The sequence below is a fragment of the Xanthomonas sp. WHRI 8393 genome (assembly GCF_040203315.1).
Taxonomy (GTDB): Bacteria; Pseudomonadota; Gammaproteobacteria; order Xanthomonadales; family Xanthomonadaceae; genus Xanthomonas; species Xanthomonas arboricola.
Genome location: NZ_JBEGGL010000001.1, coordinates 257,298 through 270,111 on the forward strand (window position 1 = coordinate 257,298; position 12,814 = coordinate 270,111).

Below are 12,814 nucleotides of genomic sequence, written 5' to 3' on the forward strand. Positions count from 1 at the left end.
GTTTTGGAATTGACGAGGTGAGCGTGTCGAAGTTCTTGTTGGGAATGCTGTGCCTGATCGCGCTGCCGGTGAGCGCGGCCACCACCACCGCGCCGGAGCTGTTGTTCCGGGTGTCGGCTGACCGCGACCTGCAGGCCGATGTGGCCCGCGGCGACGGCGTGCCCAACTTCCGCGACAAGATCACATTGGTGCCCACCGGCAAACGCGGCAACGCCATCGAATGGGCCGACGACGGCGTGCTGTCGTGGAACGCACCCGGCAACCTCTACACCCAGCGCGGCACGCTCGGCTTCTTCTGGCGCGCGCGTTATCCCGTGGGCGAAGCGCCATTCGTGATCTTCCGTGTCGGCTACGCCGACCACACCAGCTGGGACATGGCCTGGCTACGCATCGACTGGAACGGCCACGGCTTCGATGCCTTCGTCACCGACGCCAACCTCGCGCGCACCCGCGTCTCCTTCAAGCTCGACAAGGCCCCGGCCGCCAGCGACTGGACCCACATTGCGTTTGCCTGGGACGAAACCCGCGGCGTGCGCCTGTATGTCGATGGCAAGGAAGCCGCACGCGTGGACTGCGGTGCGCCCTGCGCCAACGGCGGCGCGCTCGACTTTGACGCCGCGCTGGACCAGTTTGGCCTGGCCGGCCGCGTGATGTCACCGCACCAGGTGCAGAGCCGCTACAACTTCCTACGTGGCAGCGACTTCGACGAGATCCGCATCTACGACCGCATGCTCGACGCCAGCGGCGCTGCCGCGCTCGCACGCCTGCAGGAGCCCGCCACCGCCGAGTCGGCCACACCGGCATCGCAACACGCCGCCTTCCTGCACCGCTTTGGCTGGGACAACGGCCACGCACCGCCACTGCTGGATGCACCGGTCACCCGCATCCGCAAGGTGGAGTTCACCGACGCGCGCGACCTCAAGCAATGGATGTGGAAGGCCACCGACGGCATTGCCGAAACCACCTGGCCCGGCGTCTACAACCGCTCGCGCCTGCCCGGGCGCGACGACTACTTCCAGCTGCCGGACTGGAACACCTATGTCGAAGGCGGCAAGGCGCTGGACCTCACCCTGCCGGACGAACCGTTCAACCGCATCGAGCTGCGCGGCGCCGCCTATGGCCAGGCCACTTACGCCGCGGCCAACGCACAGGCGCAGCCGCTGTTCGCACGCAGCCAGGGCGTCGTACGCAGCGTGGACCAGTTCGCCCAGCGCCGCGGCGGCACCCTGCGCTTTGCCAACACCGCGCAGGAAACCCCCATCCAGGAAATCTGGGCCTACAACGTGCAGCCAGGCGAGGTGCCCACCGGCAGCGCGCAACTCAGCTACACCGTGCGCAGTGACATCCAGCCCGACTACGACAACCTCGCCCCGCTGCGCGATGTCATCGCCGGCCGCTACCCGCCAAGTGAGCGCCAGACCGTCATCGCGCTTCCCACCAAGGCACCGGCGCGCAAGCGCCCCAGCGACAAGGCCGCAGCAAGCGCGCAGCAACCCATCGTGCACATCCTGGTGCCCTCCAGCCTGGGCAACCCGCCGCCGGACCAGGCGCTGATGCGCAGTTGGTCCTACGGCTGGGAGAACATGCACGACGGCCTGGACGGCATCGCCATCACCCTGCCGGCGCTCAACCTGCCGGCCACCCACAACGGCAGCATCCCGCTCAACATCCGCATCAAGGACCCCATCTGGCCCGCGCGCGACATGATTGATGTCTCGGTCGCGGTCGCCCCCGGCCAGGCCCGCACGCTGTGGCTTGACCTGCGCGACCGCATCCTCAGCAACGACAGCCTGATGCTCAGCATCGCCGCCGCCGCGCCCGGCTTCGATGCCAACGCGCTCGACGGCACCCAGCTGCAGCTGGTGTTCAAGCCGCGCGCCGAGGCCATCAAAGAGCACGTCGCCGACCGCTTCAACCAGGTCAAGGACAACTGGGGCTTTCTGGTGGAAGAACACACCACCTCCAAGCGCCAGTTGCTCTACAAGCGCCTGGACGCCGACATCACCGACCTGCTGCGCGTCGACCCGGACCACGCCCTCGGCCGCCAGTACTGGAACGACATCAGCTACGCCAACCAGGGCGCGCTGCCTGTCGAACTGCCCGCCGTGCCCAAGGGCGTTCCCGCCTGGGCGTTCTGGCAGCTGCAGGACCTCAGCGCCACCCGCCGCTACATCCGCTGGTGGATCGAGCAACGCCAGGTGGCCTACGGCGATTTCGGCGGCGGCATCTCCGACGACTCGGACCTGGTGCAGCAATGGCCCGGCGTCGCCCTGATGGGTGTGGACCCGGACAGGCTCAACGCCTCCATGCTGGCGCTGTCCGATGCCAACTACCGCAACGGCATGTTCACCAACGGCCTGTCCACCATCGAAACCGACGAGCTGCATTCGTACGAGGAGGGCATCAACCTCAACAGCGCCCTGCTGTACCTCAACTGGGGCGACCCGCGCACCGTCGAGCGGCTGATGCAAACGGTCAAAGCCTTCGACACCATCATCCAGGTCAACCCGCAAGGCCACCTATTGTTTGCCAGCAACTGGTTCGGCGGCCGCAAGGTCTATCGCGAGCCCAACTGGCAGTGGCAAAAACCGTACTCCTTCCCCATCGTGCACCCGGCCATCCTGCTGGGCGGCTATAACGCCGACCCCAACAGCCGCCGCATCGTCACCGGGTTAGCGGACGGCTATCTCGCCCACGCCTACACCAACGCCAAGGGCAACTGGGCCCTACCCAACGAGATCAACTGGCAAACCGGCAAAACCCGCGGCGGCGAACTGTTCGAAGGCAGCGGCGGCGCCGACACCTTGCACACCTTCTGGGCCGCCTACCGCTTCACCGGCGATGCGCGTTATCTCAAGCCGATCGACTACCGCGTCGCCAACAGCGGCCCCAACGGCCTGTCGCTGCTCAACGAAAACTTCCTCGACGTCATGGGCAAGCGCAGCGACTGGAGCGGCAAGCTCATCGATGCCGCCAACAAGGACGACGGCAGCGCCCTGGACTTCCCGCACCATGTGGCCTGGGAGCAGACCGGCAATCTCGAGTATCTCGCCGCCATTTACCGCAGCGAGGCAAGAGAGAAACTACAGAACTTCTATATGAACACCGAAGGCCACTGGTGGAGCGACCGCGTGGAATCCCCCACGGTCAACCTGCAACGCGCACGCCTTGGCGGCGTGGCGCTCAAGCGCAACCAGACCTACCCCGGCCACACCGTGAGCTGGCGCTTCGCCGATCCAGAGGCCGCCACGCAAGTGGCCATCGCCATCCCCGCACCCCAGCAAGACCGCTTCACCGTCATCGCCTACAACACATCGAATAAAAACCAGCGCGCCAGCATGACCGGCTGGAACGTCGCCCCAGGCCAATGGCGCATCACCCAAGGCGTGAGCAAAGGCAACGACGGCAAGCTCGACAGCGCGGGTAAAACGCAAGAAGTCGCTTTCGAAAAAAGCGCAGCCATCGACATCGACTTCCCCGCAGGCCGCACCACCGTCCTGCAGCTCGAACGCATCGCCGCCGCCACCCCGGTCGAACTGCGCCCAGACCTGGGCATCGGCCACGGCGATGTGCGCGTGACCGCAGATGCCATTGAAGTGACCGTGCATAGCCTCGGCCATGCCGATGCACCGGCAGGCTTTGTGGTATTGGAAGATGCGCGTGGGAAGGAGCTGGCAAGAGCCCCGTTCCCGGCACTCGCGGCACCACGCAATCTGCAGCCGATCACCACGCAGGTACGCCTGCCGCTAACCAACGCCGCAAGCGCAAAAGCCACGCAACTGCGCGTCATCACCGATAACAACGTCGCAGAGATTACCGAGCTCAACAATAAACTGCCGCTGCCAACCTCAACCACCGCGCCAACAACAAAAAACAGCCCATAACCAAACGCACCACTCCCTTCTGCCGCACGCGGGAGAAGGTGCCCGAAGGGCGGATGAGGGCAAAGCCGATAAAGCCAACAATCGATCGCCCAAGCGCATTGACGCAATCCAGAAACTCGGCGAGGATCAAGGCACGCAGTACTTAATGCAGCCGCAAAGCCACACATTTCTTCAGGGGGAAGAAACAATGTTGAGCAAGGCAGGGAGCATCTTGGCACTGAGTTTGGTCGCACTGGGGATGCGGCGTAAAACTTGGCGTCAGAGGGACATAGCTGAGAAGCGGTTAACTTTAAGCGCTCGTGGCGATCTACCACTGTCATGGAGTCGGCGAGGATCACGTTATGCCGCGCTTAGGCGGCCCAATAGCAGTTGCCCCGCTCAGGAGCCTTTGTGCAGCCCTTGACAACAGACAGCATTATTACCAAGGCCAGATCCCTAGCGGTATTGTTGAAGATCGCGCCCTTTGGTGAGCCGCTAGATTTCAAGGCCGAAAGTATCAACGAACTTTGGGCAGCGGGTGGCACTGAGGACTTGCTCTATGAACTTGACCAAGAGGGCGCCATACACTTCGAAGCTGCTGGAGACGACATGCTCCTCTGCTACACCAACAGGGAAACGCCGCGTTTCCTGCAGAATTATGTCGAGGCATCTATCCAGAGTCTCCAGTCCGCAACGCGCTCCGTAAAGACTGAACTAGAGGCGTCGCAAGGTGCGCTAACCTCTATCTATCGCCACAATCCAACTGAACTTCAGAAGAAGATCCGTTCCTCCAAAGAACACATCGAGAAAGCTCGGCACACAATCGAACAGAACGCCTTGCTCCGCCCATTGGCTGGGCCATTAGATGATATTCAACAACATTTTGATAGCCTCGCAGTAGTGGCAGAGAATTATTCTTCAGTCTATTCCAACGTGCTTAAGCCTATCGAGGAAGAAGGGAGGAAGGGGATAAGAGCTACCGTTCGCTGGGCCATAGTTGGCATTGCAGCTTCAGTCGTTGTGTCAAATTTAGGCTCCATCAAAAGCATGTTTCATGCATTCGCGGCTTAACAATTTATCCTGCCTGATGCCGCTTTGCGGCACGGGTTAATCCAGATGTTAGACCATTACTTAAGATTTTCCGCAATTCAAAAAAATGGGGAGTGAAATGCCAGCTTCATTGCCATATCTGTCGTCGAACAAGAACATTGATGCACTTTTTTCGACAATTCAGTCTGCAAAAGTTCCTGATAGGTTCACTCAGGACTTTTTGGCAACGACAATTGGCCTGAAAGGAACTAACGACAGAGGCATGATCCCGTTGTTGCGCAACCTGGGGTTCTTGGATCAGTCGGGAGCTCCCACCGCGGCTTATCGCCAGTTGAAGAATCGCGACTCCGCGAAAGTTGCAATCGCCAATGGAATTCGGGCGGCTTACGCACCTCTCTTTGAGGCGAACGAAAACGCTCAAAGCCTGGCAAGCGATAAGCTAAAGGGTCTCGTAGCGCAGGTTGCTGGCACTGACGACGATATGACCGCTCGCATCGTCGCAACGTTCACCGCTGTTGCTAAGCAGGGTGACTTCTCTCGCACTCCTGCCATCGAGGCTAGCGAAGAAGAGGCGGACTCCAATATTGAGCTGTCCGATGCTAACGGAAATCCTCCAGTTCGCCCTGCTATTGGGAAAGGCCTCAATCCTCAGTTTCATTACAACATCCAGGTACACCTGCCATCTAACGCGACAGAAGATGTGTACCTGAATATTTTCAATGCGATCCGTAAGGTATTTCAGTGAGTGTCGATTCGAAAGCAGCGCTCTTTCTGATGTTAGGGCAGACTGCTGAGCGCTCGGTAGCAAAGATCGAAGAACTGGTGCCAAGAGAGACGCTCTTACTATCTCCATCATACGATCTCGCACCGCTACTCCCTGATATGGTCAGGCGCGCTACATCAGCGGCTGAGGGCTATCGGTTGTTCTTTGTATTCGAGAACTTCTTACGCAAATTCGTGCTTGAAGTTCTCTCAAAGGATCTGTCAAAGTCTTGGTGGGAACGGCTTCCTACCGATGTGCAAGACGAAATCTCGAAACTTGAGCAGACCGAAGAAATTAAGAGCTGGATGGCCTTGGGGTCTCGCGACAAGTCTGCACTAATGACATTTCCTCAGCTGCTTCGCGTGATTGATTATGCGTGGAAGGATGGCTTTGTAGACATTGTCAGGGACAAGGGACTGATTCAAGAAGCCAGGTTGATAGGCCACCTCAGAAACACAATCTGCCACATGTCGGAAATTCCAGACGAAGAGTCAGATCGTATTCGCCAGACAATGCGAGACTGGTTCCGCGTCGTCGCGCCGTAGGCTGATTTCTAGAGACAGTGCTCTAACAACTCATTCAACCGATGCCGTTTCGCTCTATAGCTTATTCAGGCGTCGGCCCTCACAGGAGAGTTCATGGCAATTCGTATCTTTGTCAGTCATTCCGCGAAGGACGAGAAGCTTGCAGAAGCAATTGTTGACTTCCTGCAGGGCAGCATCGTTATCGATGACGAAGAACTTCGCTGCACCTCCGTCCCCGGCCATAAGCTACCTGTCGGAAGTGATTCGGCGGCAACACTTCGCGATGATTTAGGGGAAAGCTCCGTTGTGATCGGCTTGGTGACCAAAAATGCACTTGCCTCCGGTTGGGTTCTATTTGAGCTCGGTGCTAGTTGGGGAGCAAAGAAGCATCTCAAGCCCTTATTGGCGGATGACGTTGATTTTAAGGATCTTCCCGGACCGCTCAGCGGCCAGCACGCGGCAAAGCTGGCGAGCAAAGGGGACTTGAGTCAGCTCATTGAGGAAATTGTTGGCGTCCTTGGTGCAAAGCGAAGAGCTGCAGCCAAGTCGGCTGCAGCCATCGACGGTGTTATGGTTGCGCACGCCGCTCATATGAAGTTTGCGACATCTGATGCGCCGAAGAATCGAGTCGAGACAAAGTCAAAAGAACCTCAGTTTGCAGGCATGCCCTTCTCGGAGCTTATGACTATCCTCAACAACGAGACGATCGAAGTTCCGCCGGAGATATCGAGCGAGAACACTCTCAGCACAACTTCGGTGTTCTCGATGTTCGTAGCCAATTCACGCATATTTATCAACGGCGTGCAAAGCAATTGGGACCGCAATACGGGTGGAGGCTTTCTATATCACGAGGTTGGGCTGCGGCTGGTGCCGTATGGTCTTGTCCAATTCGAAAAACTACCTGCAGCACAAGCTAAGTGGTTCAGACGCCTTACTTTAAGCCCGGAGGGTAATAAGTTCATTCTCCAATGCAATCGGTTGCTCGCGAATAAGAAGCCCGCAAATAAAGGCTAAAAATCAGCCAAGCAGACGCTGCTTCGCAGCTCGGCTTAACTCAGAAGTTAGGCGGCTTTGGAGGGTTCTATGCACTGACCCTGCTAGTAATAGCAGCTGTTGCATTTATCAACGTCGTTGCATCTGTGGCGGTGCTTCGTGTCCCCGTTTTTTCGCCGTCGCAACGACTGCTATAGCTAGGTCTGCTTCACCGTACGAAATTAAGGTGTTAAGAATAAAATCAATCTAAAGGAATGATTTAGTGTTAAATAAAATAATTTTTAAGTTAGTGTATTGGAAGTGGAAGAATTTCGATGCCCCAGCCATTATTAAAGTTTTACGATCACAGGGAAAGATAAAAGAGGCGGACGCACTCGAATTAGAGCGCCGCAATCCTGCGCCTAAAGATCAAAATGAAATGATTCAAAAGGCAAAACAAGAACTGCTGGCTCGGGGCAATCCAGATGAAGCAATCAAGCTTGATGAAATTACGAAGAAAGTAGAACATTGGAAGAAACATGGCGGTAAGCGTCCTTGGTAAGGCCAATCCATCGTTCAAGCGGTGAGCGGATCAGGTTCACTTCTTGAGACTGAGATAAGTCGGCAAGATAAGGGCCCAAAGATCTCCCACTTGCCGCATTGGCAGCCTGGCACGCTCAAATCCTTCTGAGCGCTCTGTCTCGTCAGATAGTTGACATCCCAACAAGCCAGCAGCAAGCTCTACCTCAAGGAGCGTAGAAACTCCTCAGAGAGCGGTACCCACCTCCGTCAAACCGGTGGGTTTTTTGTGCCTGCAGCATCTTGCGGGCACAACCGACGCGATGCCTGCGTCGGGAGGGCGGCTAATACAACACCCTTCGGGGAAATACGCCCGCCGGCTCTCTGCGGTTTCTAACCTCCCGACATCCCGTCGCCACCCGGCGGCGGGGCCTGTTCGTCAAGGAGGGCTTTGCCATGCGTCGACCCACGTCCAGTCCCAAGCCAGCGCGCAAGCGCGCCACGGTGCCGCCACCCACCGAAATCGGCTGGCACTCGCTCGACCCCTCGATCCCGCCGCGGCCCTACCTCGAGCGCACCCCCATCCCCGAGCCCCGCCCCGATCCCAACAAGCCGCGCCGCCCAGGCCACCCGCGTGCCCCGCAACACTGCACCGTCGGCTACGGCTACTACCCCGACAGCCACCAACGCATCCCCACGCTGCGCCTACGCGGCCGCTGGCTGGAACAACTCGGCTTCACCATCGGTAGCAAACTCAACATAAGCATGCGCAACGGCGAGCTGGTCGTCACCGTCGCACCTGCAGAGTGACCAACCCGCCGCACCCCGCGCTCCGCGCGTGCACCCCGCAGTTGGAGAACTCGCATGGTGAATGACACCCTGGCCGGCACCCTTGGCACATCCCCGCACTTCGGCAGCAAATGGATGCCGCTGCCGGTCGAACGCGCGACCAATACCTGCACCGCCTGGCATCGGCGCAGCGGCTCAGGCACCACCGCCACACGCACGCCGTACGTCGCGCAGCTGCGCGACGCATCTATGTGCAACTACACCCGCGTACGCCACACGACGCGTTGGCGCGTACGCGAGGAGCCGGCAGCGGGCAGGGCGCGTTTCGACCAGGCCATCGGCCTGTTGCATGCCGACCTGCTCGCCTACATGCGCCGGCGCCTGCGTGACCCCGACACCGCCAACGAACTCACCCACGAAACGCTGCTCCGCCTGCTGGCCTACCGCGACGCGCCCGACATCGGCGACTACGCGCTGCTGATGTACCGCATTGCCCACAACGTGGTGCTGGAGTATTGGCGCACACGCCACCGCCGCCACGCCAACGCCTACGTTGCACTGGACCTGATCGTACCACTGGCTGCAGACGGCGCCTACGTCGACCAGATCGCCGATGCCCGCCGCATCCTGCAGCACCTGCACACCCACACGCTGACCGCACTACCGCCCAGATCCGCCAGGCCTTCGTACTCAGCCGCATCGACAGCCTCACTTACCCGCAAGTGGCCGCAGCCATGGGCATCTCGATCAAGATGGTGGAAAAGCACATCAGCCGCGCACTGGCCGCGTGCCGGGCCGCTGTGCAGTGATGCGCCCGGGGTGCTTGTCTACCAGATGAGAACATCAGGATGCATGCTCACTGTGTTGTACACACATGCCGGTGCGCTACGACCCGCAAACATCGATGCAGATAAAAAACCCTGCCGAGGCAGGGTTTGATGCATCAGTAACCGGATCCATAAGGATCGACGGCGTCAGCCCTCGATGGTCCGTAGGTTGGCTGTGGTGCTGGCTGGCGATAGGTGTTCTGTTCTTTATACGGATCGACAGTTCCAATTTTTCCGGTGTATGGATTCACGTTCCCACGTGTCGAATAATTGTCGAGCGTTGTGCTGTTGGCCGCACTGCGATAGTGAGGTTGCACATAAGTGCCGTCAGCGCGGTGGTAACCATTGACACGGGTCTGCGCGCACACTGAAGCGGAGGCGAGTGCTACCACGATCGCCAAAACGATCTTTGCCTTTTTCATGGATGTTTCCTCGTAACGACTTGATGGTTTATGCAGGGCCGCAGAAGACGAACGACGTGAGAGCCGTTTGGCCCGAACGGTATGGCCAGCTTGGGCCATCGGCTTCACTGCGCTCCAGCCCGGTAGTCGGCAATCATTGCCTTGGTCACGTCCTTTGGGTAGCACAACGGGGCGTAGCCACCGCCACGGCTATATGCGCTTCTACCACCGCAGCTACTGCCGTTGCGTGCCGCGTTGTACGGGCAGGGACAGTTGCCGGGATATGCATTGATCGATTGTTGAATCAGCAGCGTCCTGATGTTGGCATCAGACAACGCTGTGGAAGGCCCTTTGGCAAGTGCGTGTGGCGCTAATGCCATCGCTAACGCAAGCAAGCAGAACTGTAGTCGCATGGGTTCGTCCTAATGTCGCACGTTAGGTGCGCAACAGAACATGCAAGGCTTGTTCCCGCGTCCTATCGAGTTCGCTCTCACATACGCTATAAATGGCTGTGCTCGTTTTCCGCCGTATTCAAACGCCTACACCGTGATCGCCTGAAGGTGGAAGCTAGCGAACTCTTCAAAAGCCAGGACCAAACATGACTCCAGATGACTTTGTTAGCGGGCTGAAGACCCAATGCGCGGACGCAGCCGTTCACGACTGCGTGGAACTTCTTAACGCCCCGCCGGGCCGTAGGCCCGAACAATCCTTGGTTAGCTTGTCCGTCTGGTATCGCGGTCTCGCTCCTGCCGACAAAGCCAACGTTGTCGCCGCATTGCAAATGGCGGCCGATGCAACGCTGTTCGGCGTCTTGTGCGTTATCGACGGTGTTCGCGCCATCGAGGATCAATCGACCAAGTCCAAGTTCAGGCTCACAGCCACATGCAACGGTTCAACGTCACCCATAGCGCCGGACCCGAAGATCTTCATGCTCTTCTACAGACAGATTCTCTGTAAGAAACGAAGTGGGCCGCGCATATGCAGCAGACACTGTCTAGCTCTGGCGTAGCGCGCTGCAGGTGAGCTGGGCTGTACCTTACACAAGGCGATGAGGCCACAAGAAGTAGAGTCAGGTTAATCTAATAAGTCGACTTGACATCTCATTCCTTCATGGCGCATCCGCAATGCAAACGTGGTTGCCATTTTTATGCTGGATTCGATATCGTTGAATGATTGACCAAGAGCCCAGAGTGCGGGAATATCGTACGGTAGTAGTCTAACGCTCACCGCTGGTTAAAAGGATTTCATGGATGAATAAGAAGATGCGCCCTTCTCTTGGGGGCCTGATCAATCCTTATAGCAAAATCGGACTCATATTATTGGCGGTGGCCGCATTGGTTTTCTTGAGGGGCCTAATCAAGGCTCCTTCGCCCAGCGACGAGATCCGGCAGTTGGTTGTCATTGGCCTTGCCGTGATGGGTGTCATCCTGTGCACGCTTGGCTTTCTTACGGTCAAGCAGCCTGATGGCAGATAGGCTTTGTCTAACTCTGGCTTTGATAGATGTCCATTGACAATCTTCTATCAACGCAGCTTGCTATGAAAGTTGGCTTATGCCGCCTCATTTTAGTGTGCTGAGGTGTCTAATCTGCACGACATTGACCTGGACAATGAAAAGCAAGAGAGCGATGGATGAGCAGGCGTTGAGCTGTCGCGCCACGGGACTGGACTAGCTACCAGCGCATCTCTGCTCGGCGGCCAACCGGCGGTGTCTAGCCCTCACACCGCGCGCGGTCGACATGCTACCCTGACCACCGCCATTCTGGCGAAGACGGAACATCAGGTGACCCAGCTGACACCATTGCAAGCGGTGTCAGGGGCTTTCTCGCTGAGCCACGCTTAACGCAGGTCGCCCAGAGACAAGCACGTCATTTCAATCACTACCAGGGACGTATTCATCATGAAGCTACGTAGCATTGCCACCACTTTTGCATTGGCTGCAGCTTTAAGCCTTGGCTTGAGCGCTCCAGCGCGCGCCCAGGCGGGAGATCCTTGCTCGGTCTTTCTTTGCATGGCCAGCATGACCGCCCCAAGCAAGCCAGGAGGTCCTGCTTGTGCAGCGCCGATCGCCGTCTTCCATTCCATTCAGATATGGAGCCCGGCCTTCAACCCGTCAGCCACGGCGGCGGCACGCCGGACATATCTGATGACATGCCCAGGCGTGGTCCCAGTGAATCAAGCCACCTTGGAAGCCATCATCGCGCAGTGGGGCTATACGCCTTGACGTAAATTGCCCGCTGACTCAGAAATTTGCGTTTAAGTCAGCGGGAATGCCGCCACGCCCCTGTTTGCCATGCGCATCGCGCAAGGCCTTTCGATACCACTGTGCTTCGACGAGATAGGTGATGCCTGGCTCCTTCATCTCTCAAGATGATCGTGCGAGTCCGGCGCCAACAGCCCTGGCGATGCCGGAAGACAACAGGTATGCGTTTGATCTCATTTCTTGATGTTGCGTCGCGCCGTGGGCGGCGATTTCCAAGACCATGAGGAGTTGACCGCAAGCGACATCTCGACGACGATCATCCGAAGCAATTCGTCTGGAGCTGCAATGCCGCCCGAAGTACAAGAACTGCAAGACGTCATTGCGTCCATTCCCGGCATTACCGATACAGCGGTGGACAAGGTCGATCTTTCTGATGTCACGGAAAGCGACTTCGGTCTTCTTCCGTATGCCGACCTGCCGCTCGGCGCGTTGAAGCGCACAAAGGGAGGCTTGGACAACGAGCTTGTCATCTCCGTCAACTTTGGTATCGCGCGCGATCCGAAAGGCCTCAAGGCACTCGAGTTCATTTCCTGGTGGGTACGCGATTCGGCACGAGCGGGCGAGCCGATGCAGATCAGGAGCGTTGCGCTTCCACCCATCGGCGATCAGTTTGGCACGTCACTTCGCTTTTGCATCGATTATTTCTACGCTGATCCTGAGCAGGATATCGGCAAACTACTGTCCAAGGTAGGGAAGTTGGCCGTTGAGCTCAACAGCGCAAAGGGCTTATATCCTCAGGTCGTTGCGTCCTGATAATGCAGTCAGGCCAAACCTGCCACCGCGGATGTCCTCGCGCAGCTGCCGACGCAGCGGGCAATTGGGATTGCCGAGTGTCACCGCACAGA

At 58.2% G+C, this 12,814-nt stretch carries 12 protein-coding genes; 10 read left to right on the top strand and 2 right to left on the bottom strand.

Features of this window, described 5'->3' with window-relative positions; genetic code table 11:
* The first annotated feature begins 44 nt into the window (after window positions 1–44).
* The 8 genes from ABQ137_RS01045 (at window position 45) to ABQ137_RS20640 (ending at window position 9,419) form a co-directional block, all read left to right on the top strand.
* Window positions 45–3,884, top strand: coding sequence for a LamG-like jellyroll fold domain-containing protein (locus ABQ137_RS01045; RefSeq protein ID WP_503021191.1), 3,840 nt, complete (start codon window positions 45–47; stop codon window positions 3,882–3,884).
* 390 nt (window positions 3,885–4,274) lie between these two features.
* On the top strand, window positions 4,275–4,934 hold the full coding sequence (locus ABQ137_RS01050; RefSeq protein ID WP_349780973.1) for a hypothetical protein: 660 nt from the start codon (window positions 4,275–4,277) through the stop codon (window positions 4,932–4,934).
* A gap of 97 nt (window positions 4,935–5,031) precedes the next feature.
* The gene (locus tag ABQ137_RS01055) at window positions 5,032–5,658 is read left to right on the top strand and encodes a DUF5343 domain-containing protein (RefSeq protein ID WP_349780974.1); all 627 of its coding nucleotides are present in this window, start codon (window positions 5,032–5,034) and stop codon (window positions 5,656–5,658) included.
* Window positions 5,655–6,221 carry a Swt1 family HEPN domain-containing protein gene (locus ABQ137_RS01060; RefSeq protein WP_349780975.1) on the top strand — a complete coding sequence of 189 codons (567 nt, stop codon included), beginning with the start codon at window positions 5,655–5,657 and terminating at the stop codon, window positions 6,219–6,221. The genes ABQ137_RS01055 and ABQ137_RS01060 overlap by 4 nt, the downstream gene beginning before the upstream one ends.
* Before the next feature lie 93 nt (window positions 6,222–6,314).
* A complete protein-coding gene (locus ABQ137_RS01065; protein ID WP_349780976.1) occupies window positions 6,315–7,214 on the top strand; it encodes a toll/interleukin-1 receptor domain-containing protein in 900 nt (299 codons plus the stop codon).
* A 241-nt stretch (window positions 7,215–7,455) separates the two neighbouring features.
* Entirely contained in the window at window positions 7,456–7,734 is a 279-nt protein-coding gene (locus tag ABQ137_RS01070; RefSeq protein ID WP_349780977.1) for a hypothetical protein, read from the top strand.
* A 413-nt stretch (window positions 7,735–8,147) separates the two neighbouring features.
* Window positions 8,148–8,501: a SymE family type I addiction module toxin gene (locus ABQ137_RS01075; RefSeq protein WP_349780978.1), complete on the top strand. Its 354-nt coding sequence runs from the start codon at window positions 8,148–8,150 to the stop codon at window positions 8,499–8,501.
* 57 nt (window positions 8,502–8,558) lie between these two features.
* Window positions 8,559–9,419 (top strand): RNA polymerase sigma factor, encoded by an 861-nt coding sequence (locus tag ABQ137_RS20640; RefSeq protein WP_503021175.1) that lies wholly within the window; start codon window positions 8,559–8,561, stop codon window positions 9,417–9,419.
* A 4-nt stretch (window positions 9,420–9,423) separates the two neighbouring features.
* Here ABQ137_RS20640 and ABQ137_RS01090 read toward each other — a convergent pair whose 3' ends face one another.
* Window positions 9,424–9,729, bottom strand: a complete 306-nt coding sequence (locus ABQ137_RS01090) for a hypothetical protein (protein ID WP_349780979.1) — start codon at window positions 9,727–9,729, stop codon at window positions 9,424–9,426.
* Window positions 9,730–10,958: 1,229 nt separating this feature from the next.
* Here ABQ137_RS01090 and ABQ137_RS01095 point away from each other — a divergent pair.
* Window positions 10,959–11,183 (top strand): hypothetical protein, encoded by a 225-nt coding sequence (locus ABQ137_RS01095; protein WP_046345278.1) that lies wholly within the window; start codon window positions 10,959–10,961, stop codon window positions 11,181–11,183.
* 362 nt (window positions 11,184–11,545) lie between these two features.
* On the opposite strand, the gene ABQ137_RS01100 is transcribed toward ABQ137_RS01095, so the two are convergent.
* Window positions 11,546–11,791 (bottom strand): hypothetical protein, encoded by a 246-nt coding sequence (locus ABQ137_RS01100; protein ID WP_172454355.1) that lies wholly within the window; start codon window positions 11,789–11,791, stop codon window positions 11,546–11,548.
* A 361-nt stretch (window positions 11,792–12,152) separates the two neighbouring features.
* On the opposite strand from ABQ137_RS01100, the gene ABQ137_RS01105 reads away from it, so the two are divergent.
* Window positions 12,153–12,722 (top strand): hypothetical protein, encoded by a 570-nt coding sequence (locus ABQ137_RS01105; RefSeq protein ID WP_349780980.1) that lies wholly within the window; start codon window positions 12,153–12,155, stop codon window positions 12,720–12,722.
* The last annotated feature ends 92 nt before the right edge of the window (window positions 12,723–12,814 follow it).